This is a genomic window from Geobacter sp. OR-1, assembly GCF_000813145.1.
Lineage (GTDB): Bacteria > Desulfobacterota > Desulfuromonadia > Geobacterales > DSM-12255 > Geoanaerobacter.
This window is the reverse complement of sequence record NZ_BAZF01000002.1, coordinates 345,437-370,783: the sequence shown is the minus strand read 5'-3', so window position 1 is coordinate 370,783 and position 25,347 is coordinate 345,437. Positions and strand designations below refer to the sequence as shown.

23 protein-coding genes and 2 pseudogenes are annotated in these 25,347 nt (G+C 57.6%); 21 read left to right on the top strand and 4 right to left on the bottom strand.

Features of this window, described 5'->3' with window-relative positions; translation table 11 throughout:
* The first annotated feature begins 107 nt into the window (after positions 1-107).
* The 12 genes and pseudogenes from trpA to OR1_RS03485 all read left to right on the top strand — a co-directional run bounded on the left by trpA (position 108) and on the right by OR1_RS03485 (position 11,588).
* The gene (trpA, locus tag OR1_RS03540; protein ID WP_041969966.1) at positions 108-899 is read left to right on the top strand and encodes a tryptophan synthase subunit alpha; all 792 of its coding nucleotides are present in this window, start codon (positions 108-110) and stop codon (positions 897-899) included.
* A 102-nt stretch (positions 900-1,001) separates the two neighbouring features.
* Positions 1,002-1,857 (top strand): annotated as a pseudogene (accD, locus tag OR1_RS03535) (acetyl-CoA carboxylase, carboxyltransferase subunit beta).
* 112 nt (positions 1,858-1,969) lie between these two features.
* The gene (locus tag OR1_RS03530) at positions 1,970-3,244 is read left to right on the top strand and encodes a folylpolyglutamate synthase/dihydrofolate synthase family protein (RefSeq protein ID WP_041969963.1); all 1,275 of its coding nucleotides are present in this window, start codon (positions 1,970-1,972) and stop codon (positions 3,242-3,244) included.
* 14 nt (positions 3,245-3,258) lie between these two features.
* Positions 3,259-5,298 carry an LPS-assembly protein LptD gene (locus OR1_RS03525; RefSeq protein ID WP_160295208.1) on the top strand — a complete coding sequence of 680 codons (2,040 nt, stop codon included), beginning with the start codon at positions 3,259-3,261 and terminating at the stop codon, positions 5,296-5,298.
* Positions 5,299-5,313: 15 nt separating this feature from the next.
* Positions 5,314-6,387, top strand: a complete 1,074-nt coding sequence (gene rfbB / locus OR1_RS03520; RefSeq protein ID WP_041969962.1) for a dTDP-glucose 4,6-dehydratase — start codon at positions 5,314-5,316, stop codon at positions 6,385-6,387.
* Between the two features lie 3 nt (positions 6,388-6,390).
* Positions 6,391-7,221: a dTDP-4-dehydrorhamnose reductase gene (gene rfbD, locus OR1_RS03515; RefSeq protein ID WP_041969961.1), complete on the top strand. Its 831-nt coding sequence runs from the start codon at positions 6,391-6,393 to the stop codon at positions 7,219-7,221.
* 5 nt (positions 7,222-7,226) lie between these two features.
* Positions 7,227-7,586, top strand: coding sequence for a cupin domain-containing protein (locus OR1_RS03510; protein ID WP_041969960.1), 360 nt, complete (start codon positions 7,227-7,229; stop codon positions 7,584-7,586).
* Between the two features lie 45 nt (positions 7,587-7,631).
* The gene (locus OR1_RS03505) at positions 7,632-8,690 is read left to right on the top strand and encodes a PilZ-like domain-containing protein (RefSeq protein ID WP_041969958.1); all 1,059 of its coding nucleotides are present in this window, start codon (positions 7,632-7,634) and stop codon (positions 8,688-8,690) included.
* Positions 8,680-9,810 carry an ATP-binding protein gene (locus tag OR1_RS03500; RefSeq protein WP_041969956.1) on the top strand — a complete coding sequence of 377 codons (1,131 nt, stop codon included), beginning with the start codon at positions 8,680-8,682 and terminating at the stop codon, positions 9,808-9,810. The genes OR1_RS03505 and OR1_RS03500 overlap by 11 nt, the downstream gene beginning before the upstream one ends.
* 57 nt (positions 9,811-9,867) lie before the next feature.
* Positions 9,868-10,944 carry a mannose-1-phosphate guanylyltransferase gene (locus OR1_RS03495; protein ID WP_041969955.1) on the top strand — a complete coding sequence of 359 codons (1,077 nt, stop codon included), beginning with the start codon at positions 9,868-9,870 and terminating at the stop codon, positions 10,942-10,944.
* Between the two features lie 135 nt (positions 10,945-11,079).
* Entirely contained in the window at positions 11,080-11,262 is a 183-nt protein-coding gene (locus OR1_RS03490; protein WP_237754212.1) for a DUF4160 domain-containing protein, read from the top strand.
* An 86-nt stretch (positions 11,263-11,348) separates the two neighbouring features.
* On the top strand, positions 11,349-11,588 hold the full coding sequence (locus tag OR1_RS03485) for a DUF2442 domain-containing protein (RefSeq protein WP_041969954.1): 240 nt from the start codon (positions 11,349-11,351) through the stop codon (positions 11,586-11,588).
* A gap of 181 nt (positions 11,589-11,769) precedes the next feature.
* On the opposite strand, the gene OR1_RS23200 is transcribed toward OR1_RS03485, so the two are convergent.
* Both OR1_RS23200 and OR1_RS03480 read right to left on the bottom strand, forming a co-directional pair.
* Positions 11,770-11,979 carry a type II toxin-antitoxin system RelE/ParE family toxin gene (locus OR1_RS23200; protein ID WP_370543326.1) on the bottom strand — a complete coding sequence of 70 codons (210 nt, stop codon included), beginning with the start codon at positions 11,977-11,979 and terminating at the stop codon, positions 11,770-11,772.
* 93 nt (positions 11,980-12,072) lie between these two features.
* The gene (locus tag OR1_RS03480) at positions 12,073-12,315 is read right to left on the bottom strand and encodes a type II toxin-antitoxin system ParD family antitoxin (protein WP_041969952.1); all 243 of its coding nucleotides are present in this window, start codon (positions 12,313-12,315) and stop codon (positions 12,073-12,075) included.
* Positions 12,316-12,613: 298 nt separating this feature from the next.
* Here OR1_RS03480 and OR1_RS03475 point away from each other — a divergent pair.
* The 4 genes and pseudogenes from OR1_RS03475 to OR1_RS03465 form a co-directional block, all read left to right on the top strand.
* Positions 12,614-13,820, top strand: a pseudogene (locus tag OR1_RS03475) (aldehyde ferredoxin oxidoreductase N-terminal domain-containing protein); the annotation flags it as partial.
* A 109-nt stretch (positions 13,821-13,929) separates the two neighbouring features.
* Complete coding sequence (locus tag OR1_RS23195; protein WP_370543325.1) at positions 13,930-14,355, top strand: aldehyde ferredoxin oxidoreductase C-terminal domain-containing protein; 426 nt, start codon at positions 13,930-13,932, stop codon at positions 14,353-14,355.
* The gene (locus tag OR1_RS03470; protein ID WP_041969951.1) at positions 14,352-15,518 is read left to right on the top strand and encodes a class II aldolase/adducin family protein; all 1,167 of its coding nucleotides are present in this window, start codon (positions 14,352-14,354) and stop codon (positions 15,516-15,518) included. The genes OR1_RS23195 and OR1_RS03470 overlap by 4 nt, the downstream gene beginning before the upstream one ends.
* Before the next feature lie 71 nt (positions 15,519-15,589).
* Positions 15,590-16,159 (top strand): hypothetical protein, encoded by a 570-nt coding sequence (locus OR1_RS03465; protein WP_052440230.1) that lies wholly within the window; start codon positions 15,590-15,592, stop codon positions 16,157-16,159.
* 84 nt (positions 16,160-16,243) lie between these two features.
* Here OR1_RS03465 and OR1_RS03460 read toward each other — a convergent pair whose 3' ends face one another.
* Positions 16,244-17,134, bottom strand: coding sequence for a phosphoribosylaminoimidazolesuccinocarboxamide synthase (locus OR1_RS03460; protein WP_041969950.1), 891 nt, complete (start codon positions 17,132-17,134; stop codon positions 16,244-16,246).
* Positions 17,135-17,171: 37 nt separating this feature from the next.
* Positions 17,172-18,758 (bottom strand): SurA N-terminal domain-containing protein, encoded by a 1,587-nt coding sequence (locus OR1_RS03455; RefSeq protein WP_041969949.1) that lies wholly within the window; start codon positions 18,756-18,758, stop codon positions 17,172-17,174.
* Positions 18,759-18,968: 210 nt separating this feature from the next.
* Here OR1_RS03455 and miaB point away from each other — a divergent pair, with 210 nt between their 5' ends.
* The 5 genes from miaB (at position 18,969) to guaA (ending at position 25,296) form a co-directional block, all read left to right on the top strand.
* Positions 18,969-20,288 carry a tRNA (N6-isopentenyl adenosine(37)-C2)-methylthiotransferase MiaB gene (gene miaB, locus OR1_RS03450; protein ID WP_041969948.1) on the top strand — a complete coding sequence of 440 codons (1,320 nt, stop codon included), beginning with the start codon at positions 18,969-18,971 and terminating at the stop codon, positions 20,286-20,288.
* A 38-nt stretch (positions 20,289-20,326) separates the two neighbouring features.
* Positions 20,327-20,827, top strand: coding sequence for a bifunctional nuclease domain-containing protein (locus tag OR1_RS03445; RefSeq protein ID WP_152609792.1), 501 nt, complete (start codon positions 20,327-20,329; stop codon positions 20,825-20,827).
* Between the two features lie 57 nt (positions 20,828-20,884).
* Positions 20,885-21,955, top strand: coding sequence for a M42 family metallopeptidase (locus OR1_RS03440; RefSeq protein WP_041969945.1), 1,071 nt, complete (start codon positions 20,885-20,887; stop codon positions 21,953-21,955).
* 163 nt (positions 21,956-22,118) lie between these two features.
* Entirely contained in the window at positions 22,119-23,591 is a 1,473-nt protein-coding gene (guaB, locus tag OR1_RS03435) for an IMP dehydrogenase (RefSeq protein WP_041969944.1), read from the top strand.
* A 145-nt stretch (positions 23,592-23,736) separates the two neighbouring features.
* Positions 23,737-25,296: a glutamine-hydrolyzing GMP synthase gene (guaA, locus tag OR1_RS03430; RefSeq protein WP_041969942.1), complete on the top strand. Its 1,560-nt coding sequence runs from the start codon at positions 23,737-23,739 to the stop codon at positions 25,294-25,296.
* Positions 25,297-25,347: the final 51 nt, after the last annotated feature.

The following is a 25,347-nucleotide window of genomic DNA, read 5'->3' as shown; positions in this document are numbered from 1 at the left end:
TGATTGATTGCCGGGTGGAATGCTGCTATACTGCGCCACCGGTCGAAATACCCCGGTACTGTTCCTGGCCGGGGTTTTTTAATGCAAGAAGAGTTGGGGGTTGATTCATGGGGCGAATTTCTGAAACGTTCAAGCGACTGAAAAAGGAGGGGCAGAAGGCACTGGTTACATTCATCACAGCCGGAGACCCTGACCTTGAAACCACGGCCCGGCTGATCCCGTTGCTGGAAAACTCCGGAGCCGACATAATCGAACTGGGTGTCCCTTTTTCCGACCCGATGGCCGACGGCCCTACCATCCAGCTGTCATCGGAGCGGGCGCTTGCTAGCGGCACAACGCTGGCCGGGATTCTGGCACTGGTGGAAAATGTCCGGCGTAAAACCGAGGTCCCGTTGGTGCTGATGGGGTATTACAACCCGATCTTGCAATACGGCCCGGAGCGTTTTGTCGCGGATGCAGCCAAGGCAGGGGTTGACGGGGTGCTCCTTGTTGACCTGCCGCCCGAGGAGTCCGCCGGTTTCAGATCGATTGCCGCTGCTGCCGGGATAACCGCCATATTTCTGCTGACCCCAACTTCGGACGGCCAGAGGATGAAGAAGGTTCTGGCACTCGGAAGCGGATTTCTGTATTACGTCTCGGTGACCGGGGTAACCGGTGCCCGGAAGCAGGTGGAAACCTCGGTTGCGGATCGTGTTGCCGAGATAAGAACACGCACGAAACTCCCGGTAGTGGTCGGTTTCGGGGTCTCGACCCCGGATCAGGCGGCCCAGATCGCCGAAATCGCTGACGGTGTTGTGGTAGGGAGCGCTCTGGTCAAGCTGTTCGAGCAGTTTCATGGCGTTGCTCTCGAACAACGGCTTGCTGAGAACGTGGCAGCGCTGAAACAGGGGATGAGCTGAAGGTTGGCAGGCTTTTCTTGACTCGGCAACCAAATTCTGTTATCTAGCGCGTTTAACCAGACTAAATAAATTGACTATGCCTTAAATAGAGGAGAAATAATCATGGCTTGGTTCAGAAAATCGAAAGGTCAGGCTGCGCCTGCTGATGAAAAAAACGGTAAAAGTTCCTGAAGGTCTCTGGACCAAATGTTCAAACTGCGGCGAGGTGATCATCTCGAAAGAGATCGAGAACAATCTCAATGTCTGCCCGAAATGCTCCTTTCATTTCCGGGTCTCTGCCCGCAAAAGGCTGGATATCCTGCTGGACGAGGGGAGTTTCCGGGAGCATGACGCCGGCATGGTGTCGGTGGATTTTCTCGAGTTCAAGGATTCCAAGAGCTATCAGGACCGGATCGACGTCGCACTTGCCAAGGGTGGTTCCAAGGATGCCGTAATCTGCGGGGAAGGGAAGATCGAAGGGATACCGGTGGATATATCGGTGTTCGACTTCTCGTTCATGGGAGGGAGCATGGGGAGCGTGGTCGGGGAGAAGATCACCCGATCCATTGAGCGCGGCGTGAAGAACCATACCCCGGTCATCGTTGTCTCCGCGTCAGGTGGAGCAAGGATGCAGGAAAGTATCCTCTCTCTCATGCAGATGGCCAAGACCTCGGCGGCCCTGGCCAGGCTGAAGGCAAAGGGGCTGCCGTTCCTGTCCATCCTCACTGATCCGACCACCGGCGGCGTTACGGCAAGTTTCGCCATGCTCGGCGATATCAACATTGCCGAACCCAGGGCCCTGGTCGGCTTTGCCGGGCCCAGGGTAATCGAGCAGACCATTCGGCAGAAACTGCCGGAAGGGTTCCAGCGAGCGGAGTATCTGCTCGACCATGGCATGGTGGACATCATTGTGGAGCGCAAGGATATGCGCCGGAAGGTTGCCAGCATACTGTCAATGCTTTACCGGCCTAAGGCGTAAACCGGCTAAACCTCCGGGGTCTTCGGGATCTCGGAGGTTTTCCCTGTCTACAGCTTGCGCTACGCCCAAAATCCTCGACTTTCCCCCCCTATTTCCCTATAATCCGCCTGCGATGACTTATCAGGAAACTCTTGAGCAGATCTACGGACTGGCACGTTTCGGCATCAAGCCGGGGCTGGAACGAATATCAAGCCTGCTGTCCAAGTTAGGCAATCCACACCGGAAAATCCGGACGGTATCCGTTGCCGGGACTAACGGCAAGGGGTCTACTGCGGCCTTTCTCTCTTCTATCCTGTCGACGGCAGGCTACCGGGTCGGGCTTTTCACCTCACCACATCTCATCAGTTTTACCGAGCGGATCAGGATCAACGGCGCGGAAATCCCTGAAGACGATGTGGTCAGGCTCACTGCCATGGTTATGGCTGCCGCGCCCCCCCGGACCACTTTTTTCGAGATCGTCACTGCCATGGCGCTGCAATATTTCTCGGAACAGCATATCGACATTGCCATCATGGAGGCCGGCATGGGGGGGCGGTTCGATTCGACCAATATCACCGATCCCCTGGTCTCGATCATAACCCCGATCAGCCTCGACCATTGCGAGTATCTTGGCAGCAGCCTGGCGGCAATCGCCCGGGAAAAGGCCGGTATTATCCGCCCCGGCCGCCCGGTTGTCTGTGCCGGCCAGGACGAGGCAGCCATGGCGGTTATTGAGCAGTATGCCGCTGCCGGATCAAGCCCGCTCCATGTTGCCGGCCGCGAATTTACCGCAATCTGGCGTGATGACTTTCTCGATTACTGGGGGGTCCGCGGCAGCATCACCGGCCTGAAACCGGCCCTTCATGGCCGGCACCAGGCCGCGAACGCCTCATGCGCCCTCTGTGCCGCCGAACTGTTAGCCGACTCCGGTTTTGTTGCCGATGCCGCAGCCTGCCGGCTCGGGCTATCCACCACTTCCTGGCCGGGACGGCTGGAACTGTTCGCGACTGCGCCGGATCTGATGCTTGACGGCGCGCATAACCCCGGCGGCAGCCGGGTGCTCGCCGAAGCGCTGGCCGAATTCCCGGGGAAACGGATCATCATGGTGATCGGGGTAATGCAGGATAAGGATGTCGCTGCCATACTCGCTCCGCTGCTCCCCCATGCTGCAGAGGTCTTTTGTGTTGCGCCGGCGCTGGAACGCGCCATGCCGGCTGGGGAACTTGCTGCGGCCGTGCAACGGATCGGCATGGAATGCACTGTAGCCGGCACCGTTGCCGAAGGGGTGCAGGCGGCGCTGGCCGCCGCAGGGCCGGATGATCTGGTGCTCGTGTGCGGATCGCTTTTTACCGTGGGGGAGGCCAGGGCGTTCCTGCTCGGCAAACCGTGCGAACTGGTGCGGGGGTGATGGTGCGCGCTTCTTTGCTACGGTCGATATCGGCATTGTTGGCCTGTTGCCTGTTCCCGCTGTCCGGTGCCGCCGAATCAATCCTCGACCAGGTGACGATTGCCGCTGACTCCATTGTCCAGGAGCAGTCTGGGGAAACCCTCAATGCCAGCGGGAAGGTCAAGATCGACTGGCAGAATTACACCATGTTTGCCGACCGGGTCGAGTACAGCGACAAGCTCCGTTCGGCCCTTGCCAGCGGCAGGGTCATACTGATCAGGGCCGACGATATCCTCACGGCGGACACCCTGAAGATCGGGCTCGATTCGAGGCTGGGCTCGGCCACGAACGGCACGCTCAGGACCACCGAAGGGAACCTGAGGGTCAAGGGCGCCCTGATCGAGAAGACCGGGGACGACCAGTACCGGATGGCGAACGGTTCCTTTACCTCCTGCGATAGCGACCCCCCCTCCTGGAAGTTCACTGCCGGAGAGCTCGATCTGACCGTCGAAGGGCTGGCTTCAGGGCGCGACGTCGTCTTTTCCGTTGCTGAGATCCCGGTATTCTATACCCCTTACCTGTTGTTTCCGGTCAAGCGGGAACGCCAGTCAGGGTTTCTCTTCCCAAGGCTCGGCAGCTCCACCAAAAAGGGGTTTTACGCCGACTTCCCGTTCTACTGGGCTGTTTCTCCCAGCGCCGAAGCGCTCTTTGATCTGGATTTCCAGATCAAAAGAGGGGTCGGGACCGGGGTGCAGGCGGCGTGGCTCGGGAGAGGGGGCAGCCATGGGGACGTTATCGCATATACCATCTACGATACCGTACTGTCCAGGGAGCGGGCCGAGATCGGGGCCCGCATCAAGGAGGGGGTCGCTTCCGGCACCGATGTCAACGTCGATCTCCATCTGGCGTCCGACCGGTCGTTTTTCCGCGATTTTTCCGAGGCTAGCGGCGATTACAACCGGCAGGCGCTGGATTCGTCGCTGTCAATGACCAAGCGCTGGCAGTCCTGGTATCTTGCCGGAGAGACCAGGATTCTCAACGACCTTGACAGCACCGAGAACCAGCGCACCCTGCAGCGGCTTCCCGAGCTGACCCTGACCGGCATCAGCCGGCGGCTGGGCGCGCTGCCGCTTTTTGCCGGGATCGACAGCCGGTTGACCAACTTCTACCGCCGGGAGGGGGTTATCGGCCAGCGGTTTGCGGTTCAGCCGTCGGTCGCCTACTATGCCGACCTGCCGGAAGGGTTGGCGCTGTCCGGCTGGGGCGGGTACCGGCAGCGGTTCTACCATGCGTCTGCCGGGCAGGGGGAAGGGGAAAAGGAATCCGGTCTGGCTGTTGCAGGCGCCAGTGGGGCGGCAAGCTTTTCCCGGCTGTACGAGGCGCAGGGAAAAGAGCTGAAGAGGATCAGGCATATCATCACCCCGTCTCTGGATTACTCCTTTGTCCAGGAAAAAGACCAGGGTAACCTGCCGTTTTTCGATTACGACGACCGGGTAATCGGCCAGAACCTGGTCTCCTGGTCGCTGGCCAACTCGGTCACCGGCCGCTTCGATACCCCTACCGGGGCCGAATACCTGGAACTGGTCAATCTCCGTCTCAGTCAGGGCTACCAGCTGAGCGGCGGGCGGCGGGAGTTGCTCAACCCCGCGGATGAGCACCGCCGGTTCACCGATATCAGGCTCGAAGCGGTTGTCCGTCCCTTAAAGATGCTGGCAATAGAAACCGACAGCCGTTTTTCCCCCTATCGTGCCGAGGTTACCGGCTCTGCCGTTGCGGCAACCTTGAACGACGGCAAGGGGAATGAAGCGGGGATAGGTTACCGGAGAATTGCCGGGGCCCTTGATTACCTGGAAGGAAACCTGACCGTTAATCTCCTGCCTCCCCTGGTATTTCAGTACACCGGCCGTTATTCCTTCGACCGGCGGGACTTTCTGGAAAAGTATTTTGCCGTGGAGTACCGCCATCAGTGCTGGAGTATTGCTCTTTCGTACCGGGACCGGCCCGATAACCGTGAAATCCTCGTAAACTTTGCCCTTGCGGGAATCGGCGGGCTTGGTAAAGTAAAGGTATTCTGAACAAGGAGAATGACAATGCCTGAGCAGTTTGCGCCCCAATCGGTCCTTGTGACCGGCGGGGCCGGTTTCATCGGCTCCAACTTCATCCACTCGTTTATCTCCCGCAACCCCGGGTGCCGGGTGGTGAACCTGGATATCCTGACCTATGCCGGCAACCTGGAAAACCTGAAGGGGGTGGAAGAGAATCCGGATTATCGCTTCGTGCGGGGGGATATCGGCGACGCCGGCCTGGTGAGCAGGTTGCTGGCTGAATTCAGGATCGACGCGGTGGTTCATTTTGCCGCCGAATCCCATGTGGATCGTTCCATTACCGGGCCGGAGATCTTTGTCCGGACCAATGTCCTGGGTACCCAGGTACTGCTGGAAGAGTCGCGCCGACATTGGCAGGCAGGGGTCGTGCCGGCATTCCGCTTTCTGCAGGTATCCACGGACGAGGTGTACGGAAGCCTGGGAGATACCGGCTTTTTCACCGAAGAAACGCCGCTGGCCGCAAACTCTCCTTACTCTGCCAGCAAGGCCGGTGCTGACCTTCTGGTAAGGGCCTATTACGAAACTTTCGGGATGCCGACGCTCAACACCCGCTGTTCCAACAATTACGGGCCGTACCATTTCCCGGAGAAACTGATTCCGCTGATGATCAGCAATATCATCGGCCGCCGGCCGTTGCCGGTATACGGCGACGGGCTGAACGTCCGCGACTGGCTGCATGTGAAGGACCATTCGATTGCCATCGAGACGGTTCTCAAAGGGGGGAAGCCGGGACAAGTCTTCAACATCGGCGGCAACAACGAGTGGAAGAACATCGATATCGTGAACCTCGTCTGCGACCTGCTGGACGGAAAACTCGGGCGGCAACCTGGCGAGAACCGCAAATTGATTACCTTTGTGAAAGACCGGCCGGGTCATGACCGGCGCTATGCCATCGATGCGTCGAAGATGCGGCGGGAACTGGGGTGGGAACCGTCCTACACCTTCGAGAAGGGGATCGCCGAGACTATTGACTGGTATCTGGCCAATCAGGAGTGGGTCGAGCATGTCACCTCCGGCGGCTACCGGGAATATTACGAGAAACAGTACGGGGAGAGATAGAGAATGATTTTAGTTGTGGGCGCCAACGGCATGCTTGGCCAGGATCTGCTGAAGCAGCTTCCGGGCGAGGTGCAGGGGATCGATCTCCCCGATATCGATATCACCTCGTTCGAGTCGATCCAGGCGGCTATTGACCGGTTCCGGCCGCGCATTGTGGTGAATTCCGCCGCGTATACCGACGTGGACGGCTGCGAAAGCAACACGGAACTGGCCATGCAGGTGAATGGCGAAGGTGTGGCCATGTTGGCCATGGCAACCCGCGGCGTGGGGGCCAAGCTGGTGCAGGTGAGTACCGATTACGTCTTTGACGGCGCTAAAGGTTCGCCGTACCTGGAAGACGATCCCACCGGGCCGCTTTCCGTCTATGGCGAGTCCAAGCTGGCCGGCGAGCTGAATGCCAGGTTCAACCCCGACCACCTGATAGTAAGGACCCAATGGCTCTATGGATTGCACGGCAAGAACTTTGTCGAGACCATGCTGAAGCTGGCGGCAGATAAGGACGAACTGGCCGTGGTCACCGACCAGATCGGTTCCCCCACCTGGACCGCAGACCTAGCCGCTGCCATCCGGGCGCTGATCGAGCGCGACTGCCGGGGAACATACCATGCCGCCAACAGCGGCTTCTGTTCCTGGAACGATTTTGCGGGGGCAATCTTTGCGGAATCCGGGATCTCGATCCGCCTGAACCCGCTTACCACGGACAAGCTGAACCGGCCTGCCCGCCGGCCTCTCTATTCCACCCTCGATTGCGGGAAACTGGCCGCTGATACCGGTTTTACGCCGCAACCATGGCAGGAAGCGCTGAAACAATACCTAAAACAGAGGAAGGGATAATAGATATGGAACGTGGTGAAAGACCCTGGGGCAACTACACGGTTCTGGAAGAGAATAAGAGCTACAAGATCAAACGGATAGAAGTGCTGCCGGGCAAACGGCTCTCTCTGCAGATGCACCACCACAGGAGCGAGCACTGGATCGTGGTTTCCGGAACGGCAAAAGTCACCTGCGGGGAAAAGGAGTTCTCCGTAAACATAAACGAATCGACCTTCATCCCGATCGGAGAAAGCCATCGACTGGAAAATCCGGGGATGATACCGCTGGTCATCATTGAAGTGCAAAGCGGCGAGTATCTGGGAGAGGACGACATCATCCGGTTCCAGGACGATTTCAACCGGTGCGAGTCTGAGGGGGCGCTGTAGTTTCCTGGCGGCAGATTGTCATCTTTTGATCCGGCAAGGGAGAATATGGAAGCAAAACCGGTAATTGATTACTCCCAGTATTATCAGGTCGGGGGGAGGGTCGGGATCGATATCCCCCTGGCAAACGGGACCATATTCCGCGAGTGGGGGATAATCATCGAGATGGAGCAGGATTATCTCCAGCTTCGTCTTTCCCGCGACATCCTGCCCCAGGAGATGAAGATCGAGGTCGGGACGATTTTCCTCCTCGTGACCGGCAAGGAGGGGGCGGGTCTCTGCTGCCGCGCAATCGTGGTTGCGGAAAGCAGCCGGAGGGTTGTCCCTCTCAGGCTGATCAGCGAGGTGCTCATCTATGAGCGCCGGAATTTCTTTCGCATTGCAACCTACCTGCCGATGGCGTGGCAGTCATGCCGATCGCTGTCCGGCCGCGAAATCCGGGAGCAGTGGGAGGATGCCCGGCTGTTTCGGGCATGGCACTGGAGCGAGCTCAACGAGGCGGTACCGATGATGAAGCCGCTGACCCAGGATCAGCTCTCCCGATTCCAGCAGATGCGCGAATCTTTAAAGGTCAAACTGCAGCCCCTGGCCGCCAATATCAGCGGTAACGGCATCAGACTCAAGCTGCCGCAGCCATTCCAGGTCGGCGACCGGCTGGCGCTGCAGTTCTTCATACCGTTTTCCAAGCCCAACATCCTGGAGGTGGTGGCTGAGGTGGTCTGGACCGCCCCGGTGATCAGCAGCTCCTCGGTAGAGCCTTTCTACTATACTGCCATGCAATTCTACTTCATTGACGAACGCGACCGGGAGAACATCATCAGGTTCATCTCCCTCGAACAGCTTCAGCAGATTCAGCAGTTAAACGGCAATCAGAGCAGACCGCTTCCGGAAGACGTGCCTCTGCTCCCGGAAGAGCTGGCGAGACGCCGGCTCAGGAAAATCCTTTCCGTAGCGGTGTTTCTGGTTGTCTTGGCTGCCCTGGCCGCCTGGCTGATTCCGATTCTCAAGGATTACTACAGCGGGAAGAGCGAGCGTAACCTGATCGAGCAGAGTTTTGACAAAGGGATCAAGCAGTATCGCAGCGGGAAGGGTGCAAATGGCGAATGACGCGACATTAATGAAACTGCAGCGGTTCAGCGAACCGACCAGCAAGGTGTTGAGGGTGCTGCTCGACGCCATTCCCGACCCGGCCACGATCCTGGATTCCGATCGCCGCCTGATCATGGCGAATGCCAAGCTGATGAGCATGTTCGGGGCCGACAGTGATCGTGTTGCCGGTCAGCGGATCGGTGAAGCACTCGGTTGCCTGTTTGCCAAGGAGAGCCCGCACGGTTGCGGGGCCGGCATGCACTGCTCGGTCTGCGGCGCCCTCAGGGCGATACTCCTCTGCCGGGAGAGCAAGGAACAGTATGTCCGGGAATGCCAGATAATGCTGGGTGATGCCGAGGAACGGCAGCTCGATGTCGAGGTAACGGCAAGTTATGCCGAGATCGACGAACTGCCGATCACCCTTTTTGTAATGAGAGACATAAGTGCGGAGAAGCGGCGCAGCGTGCTGGAACGCCTCTTTTTCCACGATGTCATGAATACGGTCGGCGGAATCCACGGGATCGCGGAGCTGCTCAACAGCGCAGTTCGAGTGCTTGAGCCGGAGCAGGAACAGGAGTACCGGCGCTGGATTCTTGATCTGTCCAAGAGGCTCATCGACGAGGTTCTGCACCAGCGGAGGCTGATGTCTGCCGAGCGCGGCGAATTCAAGCCGGAATTGGGTGCAGTTGCGGTCACTGAACTGCTCGACGAACTGCATGCCCTTTATTCCAGCCATGATGTTGCGGAAGGCCGCATCATGCAGCTTGGCGAGGTCTGCACATGTCACCTGATCACCGATCAGCAGATCTTGCGGCGGATACTCGGCAACCTGGTGAAAAACGCCCTGGAATCGACCCCCAGGGGAGGGGTAGTAACCCTGTCGTGTGCCGATGTCGACAGCGAGGTGATATTTTCGGTACACAATCCGGGTCTCATCCCCCGCGACATTCAACTGCAGCTGTTCCGGCGTTCGTTCAGCACCAAGGAAGGGACCGGACGCGGGATGGGAACATACAGCGTGAAGCTGTTCGGCGAAAAATATCTGCGTGGAAAGATCTCCTTTACCAGCATAGAGCCCGAAGGCACGACCTTCACCTTCTCCATGCCCAAAATCCTGACTTTAGACCAGGCCAATTGATCCCGAACTGCCTTTGCCTGCATCTGCCGGCTTTACGGCATCTTATCCGGAGGATTCATGTACGTCGTCATACTGGCCGGAGGTTCCGGCACCCGTTTCTGGCCGTTATCCCGCAAAAGGACCCCCAAGCAGCTCATGTCGGTCTTCGGTGGCCGGTCGATGCTGCAGAGGACCATCGACCGGGTGCTGCCGCTGCAACCGAAGCGGATCCTGGTGGTGACCAACGCGGAACAGGCGTCCGCAACCGCTGCACAGCTGGCATTCGTGACCGGGGTGCCGCTGGACGTCATTGCCGAGCCGGTCGGGCGCAATACGGCGCCGGCAATAGGGTTGGCCGCAGCGGTCATCGCCCGGCACGATCCGCAGGGGGTAATGGCGGTACTCCCTGCCGACCACTTCATCGCGGACGAGGAGAGTTTCCGGGGCGCTCTGCGAGCGGGAGTGGAGACCGCCAACAACGGTTATCTGGTAACTCTGGGCATGACCCCGACCCGGCCCGAGACCGGTTACGGCTATATAGAGGCGGACAGATCGTACCGCGGCGCCGGTCCCTATCCGGTACGGCGCTTCGTGGAAAAGCCGAACCTCGAAAAGGCGCTGGAGTACCTGGAGTCGGGCAATTTCTACTGGAACAGCGGCATGTTTCTTTGGCGGGCCGATACCATCCTGGAGGAGATATCAATCCATATGCCGGCACTGTTCAGGGAATTGGACTCTCTAGAATTCGGCGCGGAGATCTGGGAGCTTCGGGACCTGAAGCCGCAGATCGAGGCCATTTACGGGCAGATTGCGAGCGAGTCGATCGATTACGGTATCATGGAGAAGTCCGAAAAGGTCGAGGTGCTGCCGGCAGAGTTCGGCTGGAGCGATGTCGGGAGCTGGAGCGCCCTGCCGGACCTGCTCGATAGCGACGGCAACAACAACGTGGCCATGAACGACACCCGCTTGATCGCCGTTGACGCCACCGACTGCCTGGTCAACGGCAACGGCAAGATGGTGGCGCTGGTGGGGGTAAACGGACTGGCAGTAGTCAACACCGACGACGCCCTGCTGGTCTGCCCGCTCGACCGCGCCCAGGAGGTGAAGAAGGTGGTGGAGGAGCTGGAGCGGCAAGGGGCGAAGGAGCTGCTCTGAGGGCATGATGGTCTGCCGGGTCATAATAAAAACCGGAAAGTGTTTCTAGTTTCTTCTAAATTCACTGTGAGATGAGGACCGGCCCAAAATTATGCCGGTCAGTTCTCAGCGTGCTCTTATTCAAAAGGGAACAAAATGCCAACAATTTCAATGTTCTTTGGTGTTATTATCAGGATGTTCTATCGCGACAATCACCAGCACAACCTGCCCCATATCCACGCTGAGTATCAAGGAGAAGTTGCAGTCTTTGCCATTGAGGATGGCAGGATACTTGACGGATCGCTACCAACGCCGAAGCAGAAGCTTGTGGAAGCATAGATTGAAATTCACCGGGATGACTTATTTGCTGATTGGCAACTCGCAGTCTCCGGAGAAACCGTTTTTAAGATTAAAGGACTGGAATAATGAGAAAAATAAATGCTGTCAGAGCTAATGATGACTGGACTCTAGAAATCGCCTTTGATGACGGCGCAGAGCGCCGGCACGATGTCAAACCGCTTCTCGGATGCGAAGCATTCGCAGGGCTTAAAAATATCGAGATTTTCCGGAGTATTCACAACGGAGGATATTTCGTTGAATGGGACAATGAAGCTGATTTGAGTGCAGATACTTTGTACATTGAAGGGAAAGTTATTCAGCATTGATTTCGTTTCTCATACACCCCCGACCTAAAACAGCTGCCCAACCATCGGCGGCAGACGGTTATCGTTCCGCTGACGCTCCACTACACCACTACGCCTCATTACCGTCGGGAATAAAGAAGAAATAGATTCGGGAAAACCAGATTACTCAGAAGAGAAATTTGAGACGGGAATATGAACCGGATTACGGCACTGAAAGCCGGGTCTCAATGTCCATACGACCATGTAGAACGCGGACTATCTCTATCGAATCGATTGACTGTTGCCGATAAAAAATGACGTGACTGCCAGCATTCAATTTTCGATAGCCATCCCGAATATCACTGCAATCCTTGCCTTTGAGCGGATTGGCAGCCAGTTGCTGAAAGGACGCATCCAACATTCTGAGATACAGGTCACGCTGTTCGCGCCCCCAATGTTCTTGAGTGTAGCGACCAATATCTTTAAAAATCGGCCAGGGCCTTGTTAGATAGTGTGAAACCGGGCATCAATCGATGCCTTCGTTGTCGAGCTGATCAATTAAACTTTTAAGAGAGTAATCAGCCGTGCCGCTTTCTTCACCTTCAATGAGAGCTCGGCGTAACAAGGATAATTTGGTTTCCCGTTCTTCCAATAGTCGGAGCCCGGCCCGGATCGTTTCGCTTGCCGAACCGAAACGGCCTTGGGCAACCTGATTGGATATGAATTTTTCGTAGTGTGGGCCAAGTGATACGCTGGTATTTTTTTGCATGATGCAACCTCCGGCACTGCCAATATAATATTATCTTATAATACATATTGGTACAAATCAAGCCGGGAGGCCGAATGTCATCGGCGTTGAAAAATGACCCACCCTCGAGGATAGCACCCCCACTGTTTTAGATGCGTGCTGATCGGGTTGCCTGCATCTGCGGTCCCTGGCGTTTGGTTACCCTTCCCGTGAGAATGCCTCACAATGCTTGCCCCTGTTTCGCAAATCATGTACAAATAATGTTCGTAGCGATCGCGAATGAAACCACTGCTTGTAACGAGAAGCATACGTGAGGATTATGCACGGCTGGACCGGGAAAATACTTAATGTCGATCTGACCTCGGGCCGGATCTGGCGCTCGAATATCCCCGAGCATTTCCTGCACGAGTATCTCGGCGGACGGGGGCTCGGGGTCAGGCTGATGCGTGGCGCGTACCGGCTCGACACGTTTGATCCAGATATGCCGCTGATCTTTGCGGTGGGGCCGCTCTGCGGCACCCAGGCTCCGACTGCGGCACGGCTGGCCGTGGTGTCGAGATCGCCCCTTACCGGGACCATCTACGACTGTTCCGCAGGCGGGCGGTTCGCCTGGCGTCTGAAGGGGGCGGGAATAGATGCGCTCCGGATCATAGGCCGCAGCGCTACGCCAACGGTCCTGTCAATAACAGGAGAGACTGCCGAACTGTTGCCGGCCGGCGACCTCTGGGGGAAGCGTGTCAAAGAGACCGTATCGCTTCTCAGCGGGCGCGGCAGCGTGGCAGCGATCGGCCCGGCCGGTGAGAACGGCGTGCTCTTCGCCAATATCATGATGGGGGAAGGGAACTCGGTCGGTCGCGGCGGTCTCGGCGCGGTGATGGGGGCCAAGGGTCTGAAGGCGATAGCCGTCGATGCCGATGCCAGGACTCCGCTGGCTGATCCGGCCCGGTTCGAACATGCCCGGGCGGATGTGATGCGGCTCTTCCGGGCATCACCGGTAATTTTCGGCGAACTCGGGATCGCCGAGTTCGGCACCCCGGCGCTGGTGGACCTGATGCGGCAGCGCCGGATGGCCCCGACCGAGAACTTCCGCAAGACCGTGTTTGCCGCGTCTGATAACTATTCGGGCCCGGCCATCAAGCGCGATTTCCAGGCAAAGAAGGACGGCTGCTACGGCTGCCCGATCCAGTGCAAAAAAAAGCACCCCACAAGGAGAGCATCTTCCCGAATACGAGACGGTCTCGCATTTCGGCGGACTGAACGGCATTGCCGATCTGGCGGCCATTGTCCGGTCGAACACGCTCTGCAACGAGCTGGGGATGGATACGATCTCGGCTGCCGCTACCCTGGCCGCATGGGGCGAGGCGACTGGGCGTTTCCCCGAAGCCGGGGAGCTGTCCCGCCTGCTGGAAGCGACCGCTTATCGCCAGGGCGACGGTGAACTCCTCTCCCTGGGGTCGCGGCGGCTTGCCGAACAGTACGGCCGCCCCGAACTATCTATGAGCGTCAAGTCCCTGGAGTTGCCGGCATACGATCCCAGGGGGGCCTACGGCATGGCCCTGGCATACTGCACCAGCAACCGGGGGGGGTTGCCATCTGCGCGCCTATCCGATCTCCCACGAGATCCTGCGCAAACCGGTGCCGACGGACCGGTTCTCGTTCTCGGGCAAGGCGCGGATCATCAAGATCGCCGAGGACACCAATGCCGCGGTCGATTCGCTGGTGGCCTGCAAGTTCTCATTTTTCGGCGCCACGCTGGAGGAGTATGGCGAGCTTTTGAGCGCCGCCACCGGTGTGGAGTATTCACCCCAGGCGCTGAAAGAGATCGGCAACCGGATCTGCCTGACCGAACGTTATTACAACTGTGCCAACGGCTTTACCGTAAGCGACGATTTTTTGCCGGCGCGGTTCTTTACCGAACCCGGTTCGAGCGGCGAGGGGATCGAAATTCCGCCGGTGGACCGGGACCGGTTCGAGGAAGAGTTGCAGAAGTACTACCGGATCCGCGGCCTTACGCCTGAGGGAACCTTTGCGGACAGCAGCTGGCTGGAGCAACAGCCATGATCGACCAGATCGCCAAGTATACCGCCAAGCTGCTGGCAGACCGCTCGGCACTGCCGGGGCGGATCGCCTTTAGCGCCAAGGACGATGTCGTGATCGTTGACGGGGAAATCGAACTGGCGCGACTTGCCGGGGCGGTTCTGACCAGGCTCAACTGTCTCGCCCTGGTGGCGGCAACGCCTGCCCTGCCGTTTGCCGATTTCCTGGTGGCCCGGTCCGCGGCCGGCGATACCGCTATCGTGCCGCGCGACACCGAGACGCGCACCTTTCTCCACGATATCCCGTTTATCCGGCGAGCGGAACTTGAGCAGGGGGACCCGGCCGGGAGAATCGCCGCGATCCTCGGGAGCAGGAAAGGGGTGGTGGTCGAGGGTGTCGGCATCATCGCCACCGGCGCCCTGACCGTCGAGCAGGCCTTTATCAACTATTCGTCGGTCTTTCACTCAACCTTTGTCAAATACCTGGAGGATCTGCTTGCCGAAGGTTTCCGGCTTCAGGGGGAGGCCGAGGCGTTCCGGGAGTTCCGCACCGGTTGGCTGAAACCGCTTACCGCCGAGGGGCTGGCTTTTCGCGATGGTCCGCTGACCGATCATGGCGCGATCCTCGACGAGATGGCGAGGGTCGGGCGGTACACCGTGGAGCGGGGGCTGGTGGACTCGTTCTTCGGCAATATCTCCTGCCGCAACGGCGAGATCATCTACATCTCCCAGACCGCCTCCAGCCTGGACGAACTGGCGGGGTGCATCGATCCGGTGCCGTTTCTGAATACCTCCACCACCGGAATTACCGCTTCCAGCGAACTGGTCGCCCACCGGCGAATCTACGAGACCGGTAGTGCCCTGACGATTCTCCATGGCCACCCGAAATTCGCGGTGGTGATGAGCATGGTCTGCGAGGAGCAGGGGTGCAGCGTCACCGACTGCTGGCGGGACTGCGACAAGGTCAGGATCATGGGGGGGATGCCGGTGGTTGCCGGCGAGATCGGCGCCGGGGGGCTTGCCAAGCGGGTGCCGCCGGTCATTGACGGGCCTGGCCGGGCATTGGTGTATGGTCACGGGGTCTTTACCATCGGCAGGAGGGATTTCGGCGAGGCGTTCCGCGCCATGATCGAGGTGGAGAACTGGTGCCGGGAAGAGTATTTCCGGCGTCTGGAAGCGATCGGATAATTGTTGGAATAGCTTGTTAAGATTGTTATAATGATCCCACTATAACTGACCGTTTTCGTTCTTGGATCGGGATGGCTCTTGACGGGATCACAAATTCTGCAGTTCAACGGCAAACTCAGGTTGCCTACCCGCAGCAATACCCGCAGAGCAGCTACCTGCCCGGTCCCCCTGTCTCCACTCCTGCCTATCTGGTCAATATCTCGCCGGAAGCAAAGGCGCTTTCAGTAAATAGCAACGGAAACAGTGCAGTCTCGTCGGACGGGGTAAGCGCCAACAGTTCGGCCGCCGGTCCCCAGGAGTGCCAGACCTGCAAGAACCGTAAATACGTGGACCGGTCGAACGATCCCACGGTTTCTTTCCAGTCCCCCACCAGGCTTTCTCCCGGAGCTGCTGAATCTGCGGTTCGCGCCCATGAGCTGGAGCATGTCAACAATGAGCAGGCAAAGGCGGGAGAGCAGGGGCGGAAAGTGGTTTCGCAGGCAGTGACGATCCATTACAGTATCTGTCCAGAGTGCGGGCGTTCCTATGTTGCCGGCGGCACCACCACTACCGTTACCAGGAGCGAGGCTCAGCCGGGGGCTGCTTCGGAAGGTTCCTTGCCAGGATCTTCTTCTGGAGGGTTGGTGGACCTGAGAATCTGATAGCCTTGATCCCGAAATCAGAACGCAAAAAGCCCCGGTTTCTGCAATGAGAAACCGGGGCTTTTTTATATTTGATAATCAGATCTACTTGCCTTTGCCGGTAAGCCTGACCAGCGCCTCCATATACTTTTCCCCGGTCTTTCGATAGATCTCTTCCGGCAGGTCGGGCGCCGGCGCGGTCTTGTCCCAGTCCAGGGTCTCCAGGTAGTCGCGCAGGAACTGCTTGTCGAATGACGGCTGCGCCCCGCCAGGCTTGTAGCCGTCCTTGGGCCAGAACCGGCTCGAATCAGGGGTCATGCATTCGTCGATGATGATCAGCTCGTTGTTATAGATGCCGTACTCGAACTTGGTATCGGCAATGATGATTCCTTTGCTGTCGGCGATATCGCGCGCCTTGCAGTAGATCTTGATGGTGACGTCACGGACCTTTTCGGCCAGCTCGCGCCCGCACATTGCCACCATCTGCTCGAAGGTGATGTTTTCGTCGTGGGTTCCCAGCTCGGCCTTGGTGGAAGGGGTAAAGATCGGCTCCGGTAGCTTGGATGATTCGAGCAGCCCTTCCGGCAGCTTTATGCCGCACACCGAGCCGGTGGCCTTGTAATCTTTCCATCCCGAACCGGAGAGATAGCCGCGGACAATGCATTCGGCAGGGAGGGGCTTGGCCTTCTTGACCAGCATGGAGCGCCCTTCCAGCTGCTCGGCGTATTTCCGGCATGCGGCCGGGAAATCCTTCACCTCGGTGGAGATGATATGGTTGGGGATGATCTCCTCCATCTGGCGAAACCAGAAGGCGGAGATCTGGGTGAGGACATACCCTTTATCCGGAATCCCCTCATTCATGATGACATCAAAGGCGGAGATCCTGTCGGAGGTCACGATGAGCAATGCCTCGCCCATGTCATAGATATCCCGGACCTTGCCGCGGCCGGCAAGCTTGAGATCAGGGAAATCGGTCTGCAGGATTGGTTTGGCCATGTAAAGACTCCTGTATATTATTTGAAAACGGTTGCCGTTACTCGGTAATCAGAGCAGCGTTGATGTCGATCTTGGCCTTTGCCCTCAGCTCCTTGACCCAGGCTGCGATGGCATCCTGCTGCTTCTTGGGAAGCAGTTCCTTCTTCAGCTCTTCCTTGGTCTGCTGGAAAGAGGCGGTGTCTGCAGCGATACGGTTCTTGAGTTTGATTGCATACCAGCGATCGTTGATCTTGAACACGGTTTTTGCTGCCGGAGCCTGGGTAGTGAGATCGAAAGCGGCCTGCATGACCTCAGGCGATGCCCCTATTTTCGGCACCAGCGGGCTCTTTTCGGAGAAACCGAACGGGCCGGAGTCCTGGGCCTTGGCCGGTACACTGTTTTTACCAAAGGCGGCCAGTGCTTCTTCGGCCTTTTTCTTGGCCAGTTCCTGCGCCTTGTCGATGGCGGCGCGGGCTTCGACCTGCGATTTTATCTGGGCCAGTGGTGGTACTGCCGCTGGTTTGCGTTCCTTGACCTTGACGATATAGATTCCCTTTTTCGTTTCAACCGGGCCCCCGAACTCACCCTGCTTGGTCATGAACGAGCGCTTGACCAGTTCCGCTTCGCCGGCCAGCTGGGCCGGGGGAGCTACGGCGGTAAAGAGCGGCGTTTCGCTTATGGACACGCCGAGGCCCTTGGCTGCCGCAGCAAGATCCGCTCCCTTGAGATTCTTGTTAAGGGCATCAGCGGTTGCTTCATAAGCCTGCTTGGCGGCCTTTGCCTTGATTGCATCGGCCTTGGCCTGGTCTTTTACCTCAGCAAAAGGGAGGATGCCGCCTTTTCCCTGAAAACGGTCGATGTTGCGCTGGTAATAGGTCTGAACCTCTTCGTCGGTTACCGTTACCTTGCCGGTGAATTTAGCCGGATCGACCAGCAGGTAGGAGATGCTGATCTGCTCCGGGGTCTTGAACTGCTCCTGGTGTGCCTGGAGATAGGCAGTCAGATCCTGCTCGGTCAGTTTGACTTCGCCCCGGACGTCGGCAGGGGAAAAGGATACGAACTGCAGGTCAACCTTGTCATTTCTCTTTTTATAGGCCGCCAGCGCCTCGTCATCAGAAACCTGAGCCTTATCGGTGATCTTCTGGCGGGCTTTCTTGATCATCAGGTCCTCTTCCTGGCCGTCTTCGAACTCCTGCGGCGTAAGCCGGTTGGACTTGAGAGTCTGCTGATACAGTTTGAAATCAAATGCCCCGTCTTTCTGGAAGGCCGGCACTGCGGCAACCGCGGCCACGATCTCGTCTTTGGTGACCTTGATCCCCATTTTCCTGGCTTCCTGGCTGATCAGAAGGGAATCAACCAGTTTATCGAGAGCCGCTTTTTTTATCCCCAGCTGTTTTTCCTGATCAGGAGTGAGTGATTTACCGGAAAGCTGCTCGTAGATCCCTCTCAGCTGATAATAGGAGCGCTGGTACTGTTCCAGGGAGATCTTTCCCCCGTTAACCTTGGCGGCGTAGGCCTTGGGGCCACTGTTGGAGCCGCCTTCGCCCCAGACCAGAAAGATGGTGCCGACAAAAGAGGCTACAATGATGACAAAGACCACCTTGATTACGACTGATTCCTTGTATTTACGCATTATGCCGAGCATTTCGGGGATGACTCCTTGTATGTTAGGTGGGATTAATGCCATTTGGCAATGGCTGAGCATAGTAATACAAATAGTGCTCAAAAGCAACAGCAAGAATGGGCCTGTACCGTACCGGCAGCGGTTGTGCCTGAGAATCGGCAAACGCTATTGACGGCAAAGGGTGAGATTGCGTACTATCGCATACCAGAGCGAAAATTTAATGAGGCGAACATGGAAAGTCCGAAGTTCCTGTATCTGCAAACATTCGGTTGCCAGATGAATGTGAGCGATTCTGAGAAGATAGCATCACTGCTGGCTGGAGTCGGTTATGAGCTTACCGAAGAATCCGCTGCTGCCGATCTTATCATCCTGAACACCTGCACTGTCAGGGCAAAGGCCGAGGAGCGGGTTTACCGGCAACTGGAGAACCTCAGGCCGCTCAAGAGAAAAAAACCGGCCCTGCTGTTCGGGGTCGGGGGATGCGTGGCCCAGCAGGAAGGGGAGCGGCTGCTGGAAAAGATTCCTTATCTTGACCTGGTTTTTGGTACGCATAACCTGCACCGGATTCCCCAGATCGTCCTGGCCGCCGAGGAGGGCCGGCGGCTTGCAGAGGTCGATTTCATCGACAACGAGACCAGAATGGGGCTCTTTCCCGTTGATGACCGCTCTGGGGGGGTTACCCGGTTTGTGACCGTAATGCAGGGGTGCGACAACTACTGCTCATACTGCATCGTCCCATATGTCCGGGGGAGAGAGATCAGCCGCCGTTCCGCAGATATTGTCGCCGAGATTCGCCTGATGGCCGCCAACGGTGTCAAAGAGGTCACACTGCTCGGCCAGAACGTCAACTCATACGGTTTGAACGATCCCGGCCAGCCGGATTTCGCCGGGCTGCTCCGGATGGTGGCTGCAATCGACGGCATCGAGCGGATCCGTTTCACTACTTCGCATCCAAAGGATATCACCAGGCCGCTGATCGACTGCTTTGCCGAGTTGCCGAAGCTGTGCGCACATATCCATCTCCCTGCCCAGGCCGGGAGCAGTGCCGTCCTTGCCAGGATGAACCGGGGCTATACCCGGCCGGAGTATATGGAAAAGGTGGCTGATCTGCGGAGCGTCCGGCCCGATATCGCCATTACCTCCGACATTATTGTCGGTTTTCCTGGCGAGACCGAAGAGGATTTTACCGAAACCCTGTCACTGGTTGAAGAGACCGGATACTCGGACATCTTTTCATTCCTGTATTCGCAGCGGCCAGGGACAGCTGCGGCCGACTTCGATGGGGACCTGCCGTACGACATGAAGGTCGAGCGGCTGGATCGCTTGATGGCGATCCAGAAGAAGATCACCCGCCGGTACAGCGAGGCGCTGGTCGGCACGGTGCAGGAGGTTCTGGTCGAAGGGGCAAGCAAGCGCACCGGCCAGGTTTTCGGCAGAACTACTTATAACCGGATCGTGAACTTTGACGGTGACATTTCGCTGGTCGGCAGGCTGGTGGATGTCGAAATTATCGAAGGTTACCAGAATTCGCAGCTGGGGCGCCTTGTTTAGGGGCTCTGAGCAGTGCATTGCAGCTGGAGGAAAATGCCGTGTATGTTGAGATGACGGTTTACGGATTTACAATCGACACTGTTTCGCGTCGGCCGGTGGTGCTGCTTAAGGATACGGACGGAGCCAATACCGTGCCGCTCTGGATAAGTCTCAAGGACGGTGTTTCAATAGCCGCCGACATGTTGTGCCGGGATTTGACCAACAAGGCCGGCCGGCCGGACTTTCTCGACTCGTTGATGACAAAGCTCGGCTACTCGTTGTCGCGCGTGATCCTGGAGATGGACGAGGGGGGCGCTGTCACGGCAAAGGTTGTCGTTGCCGGAGAATCCCGTGAGGAACTGGTCCGTGTCGGGCTGGCAGAGGCTCTGAACGTGGCGTTGTGCCGCAAGCTGCTTTTGACGGTGTCGTCAGACCTTATCGATTGGGCGGCACGCTATGCGCTTAACGACGAAGTGGTGCTGAGCGAGAGCAACGAACGGCGGTTTGCCGATTTCCTGGAGAACCTCGATCCGGCCCAGATGAACAAGCTACCGATCTGATCCGGTCGTGCTGTCTGCCGAAAAATCAAATCTGGTTAAAGGGAAAGGACCGTATTCATGCGCAAGGAATCTTTCGAGTTTCTGACAAAACTGCTCGAAGCACCAAGCCCGTCCGGGTATGAACAGCCCGCTCAGAGGGTGTTTCGCGCCTATATCGAGAAGTCGGCGACGGTTACAAGCGATGTGATGGGAAACGTCTACGGCATGATCGCCGGGACCGGTAAGGAGCGTCCCCGGGTCATGCTCGTGGGACACTCTGATGAGATCGGCCTGCAGGTGCGCTATATCGATGACAACGGCTTCATTTATTTCGGCGCCATCGGTGGGGTTGACGCGCATCTTACCCCGGGCCAGAGGGTTATCGTGCATGCGGCGCAGGGGGGGCTGCCTGGTGTTATCGGCAGGAAGCCGATTCACCTGATGGAGCCGAAGGACCGTGATACGGTCACCAAACTGGATAATCAGTACATTGATATCGGTGCCGCGACGAAGAAGGATGCCGAAAAACTGGTGCGGATCGGCGACCCGATAACCTTCGCCGCCGGGATCGAACGGCTCTGCGGCGACCGGGTGACATCCCGCGGTTTCGACGACAAGGCAGGTAGCTTCGTGGTGGCAGAGGTGCTCCGTCAGGTGGCTTCCGCCAGGAAGAAGCTGTCGGTCGATCTGTACGGGGTTTCCTCGGTCCAGGAGGAGGTGGGGTTGCGCGGCGGCACTACCAGCAGTTATACCGTGAACCCGGATATCGGGATCTGTGTCGAGGTCGATTTTGCCACTGACCAGCCCGATGTGGAGAAGAAACACAACGGTGATGTGAAGATCGGCAAGGGGCCGATTCTCCCACGCGGGGCCAACATCAACCCGGCGCTTTTCGACCTGTTGGCAGCAACTGCCGAGGAGCAGAAGATCCCGGTCCAGTTTACCGGTATCCCCCGGGCAACCGGCACCGACGCCAATGTCATGCAGATATCCCGTGGCGGCGTTGCCACTGCGCTGGTGAAAATCCCGCTTCGCTACATGCACACGCCGGTGGAGGTGCTGGCCCTTTCCGACCTGGAAAATGCCGTCAAGCTCATAGTCGCCACCCTGGCAAAGATTAAGGATAAATCTCCATATATTCCGAGATGAAGCCACTGTCTTTAAATGGGAATTTTATAACTCCTTTCCCCTTGACTTGATGCAGCTCCTGTACTAATTTCTTCGGTTAACTATCTTCCGGGGTGGGGTATTCGGCCATTGGCTTATCCCCGCCCCGTTCGTCTATCTTTAACCCAGGATAAAGGAGCCTGCCATGCTGGACGAGACTATTCTTGAAGGCCTTACCTTTGACGACGTTCTGCTTGTCCCCGCCCACTCCCAGGTTTTGCCGCGCGATGTCGAACTATCGACCCGGCTTACCAGGAATATAGCCCTTAATATTCCTCTCGTCAGTGCGGCCATGGATACGGTTACCGAGGCGCGGACCGCCATTACCATGGCGAGGGAGGGGGGGATCGGCTTCATCCATAAGAACCTTTCCATTGCCGATCAGGCCATCGAGATCGACAAGGTCAAGAAGAGCGAGTCCGGGATGATCGTTGATCCCATTACCATGCGTCCTAACCAGAGGATCGGTGAGGCGCTTGACATGATGGCAAAATACCGGATATCAGGGGTCCCGATCACCAAGCCGAATGGCAAGCTGGTCGGGATTCTTACTAACAGGGATCTCCGGTTTGAAACCGATATGAATCTGTTGATTTCCGAACGGATGACAAAACGCAACCTGGTGACCGTGCCGGTTGGAACCACCCTGGAAGAGGCCAAGGAGCATCTGAAACACACGCGGGTGGAGAAATTGCTGGTAGTTGATGATGAACGAAACCTGAAAGGGCTCATCACCATCAAGGATATCGAGAAGGTGAGAAAGTATCCCAACGCCTGCAAGGACAGTCTTGGCCGTCTGCGGGTCGGCGCTGCCGTAGGCCCCACGGCCGACATGGAGGCGAGGATCGATGCCTTGGTCAGGGCCGGGGTGGATGTGGTTGTTGTGGATACTGCCCACGGTCATTCGCAGGGGGTGATCGATGCCGTCCGGGATGCGAAGGCCAATTTCCCGGGGATCGAGCTGATTGCCGGCAACATCGCTACTGCAGAGGCTGCTGAAGCCTTGATAAAGGCCGGGGTAGATGCGATCAAGGTCGGAATCGGCCCCGGTTCGATCTGTACCACAAGGGTGGTTGCCGGAATCGGTGTCCCCCAGATAACCGCCATCAGTAACTGCGCAAAGGTCGCCCGCAAATACGGGATCTCAATCATTGCCGACGGCGGCGTCAAGTTTTCCGGGGATCTCACCAAGGCAATCGCTGCCGGCGCCGATGTTGTGATGATCGGCTCTCTCTTTGCCGGTACCGAGGAGTCGCCTGGCGACACGGTTCTTTACCAGGGGCGGACCTACAAGAGCTACCGGGGAATGGGCTCCATTGGCGCAATGAAGGAGGGGAGCAAGGACCGTTACTTCCAGGGAGACGTGGATAGCGAGATCAAGCTCGTGCCCGAGGGTATCGAAGGGATGGTGCCGTTGCGCGGGCCGTTGTCGATCAACATCCATCAGTTGATCGGCGGTCTCAGGGCTGGCATGGGGTACACTGGGTGCACCAATATCAGGAATTTGCAGCAGAAAGCCCGTTTCATAAGGATCACCGGCGCCGGACTCAAAGAATCCCATGTGCATGATGTGACGATTACCAAGGAAGCACCGAACTACCGCGTCGGCGGCAACTAGGAAGCGGTTAATTTTCGCCCTGGCGGCGTAAGTCTTCGTGACCGTTTGTGCGGCGTAGCGCTGCTACGCCTCTGCACGGCCCCTCGACAGCCTTGCCAGAACAAAAATTCCCTCGCTTCCATATTCAATGTTGAGAAAGAAAGCCATGGCTGACATTCATAGTGAAAAGATCCTGATTCTTGACTTCGGCTCCCAGTACACCCAGTTGATAGCGCGGAGGGTGCGGGAGGCGCATGTATACTGCGAACTCCACCCATTTGATATGGCGATTGCCGATATCCGGGCCTTTGCGCCGAAAGGGATCATTCTCTCCGGCGGCCCGAAATCGGTATATGAAGCGGCGGCGCCGTCTGTTGCCGAAGAGCTGTTCGAGCTCGGCGTTCCGGTACTCGGTATCTGTTACGGCATGCAGTTGATGAGCCGCCACTTCGGCGGCGAGGTGGTCCCTGCCGGAAAACGGGAGTTCGGCCATGCCGAGTTGCTGGCCACCGGAAACCCGGGCCCGCTTTTCGAGGGTTTTTTCCTTGAGGGCAAAAGCCCGGTATGGATGAGCCATGGAGATCATGTCAGCAAGGTGCCGTCAGGTTTCAGCGTAGTGGCGTTGACGGATAACGCGCCGGTGTGCGCGATACAGAATATTGAAAAAGGGCTGTATGGGGTGCAGTTCCACCCCGAGGTCAACCATACCCCTCGTGGAGAGCAACTGATCGACACCTTTGTTCGCAAGATCTGCGGCTGTCGCGGCAGATGGACTCCGGGTCAGATCATCGACGACGCAATCGAGCGGATCAGGCAGCAGGTCGGCAATGACAGGGTAATCCTGGGGCTGTCCGGCGGGGTCGATTCATCCGTTGCGGCAGCGCTCATTCATCGGGCCATCGGTGACCAGCTTACCTGCGTCTTTGTCGATAACGGGCTCTTGCGGCTCGCTGAAGGCGACCAGGTCATGGCCACCTTTGCCCAGAACCTGGGGGTGAAAGTGATCCGCGTGGATGCCGAGGACCGGTTTCTGTCGGGATTGGCCGGGGAGGCTGATCCGGAAAAGAAGCGAAAGATTATCGGCAACCTGTTCGTGAAGATATTCGAAGAGGAATCGGGCCGCATCGAAGATGCCAAATGGCTTGCGCAGGGGACCATCTACCCGGATGTCATTGAATCTGCCGGGGCGAAAACCGGCAAGGCTCACAATATCAAGAGTCATCACAATGTCGGCGGATTGCCGGAATATATGAAGCTGAAGCTGCTCGAACCGCTCCGAGAGCTTTTCAAGGATGAGGTCAGGGCCATCGGGGAGGAGCTCGGTTTGCCGCATCAGATGGTCTGGCGGCATCCGTTCCCTGGACCGGGGCTCGGGGTGCGGATTCTCGGCGAGGTCAGGAAAGACTATGCCGACATCCTGCGTCGTGCCGATGCGATCTATATCGAAGAGCTGTATGCTTCGGGCCATTATGACAAGATCAGCCAGGCATTTGCAGTATTCCTGCCGGTAAAGAGTGTCGGGGTGATGGGAGACGGCCGAACCTATGAATATGTGATCGCCCTGCGTGCCGTTGAAACCAAGGATTTTATGACTGCCGGCTGGTATCCGCTTCCGTATGAGGATATGGCCCGCATCAGCAGCCGGATCATCAACGAGGTCAAGGGAGTCAACCGGGTGGTGTACGATATCTCATCCAAACCTCCGGCAACCATCGAATGGGAGTAATCAGATTAGGGAAAAATGTCGTTGCGACAATTTCCCCTAAAGTTTTTTCTG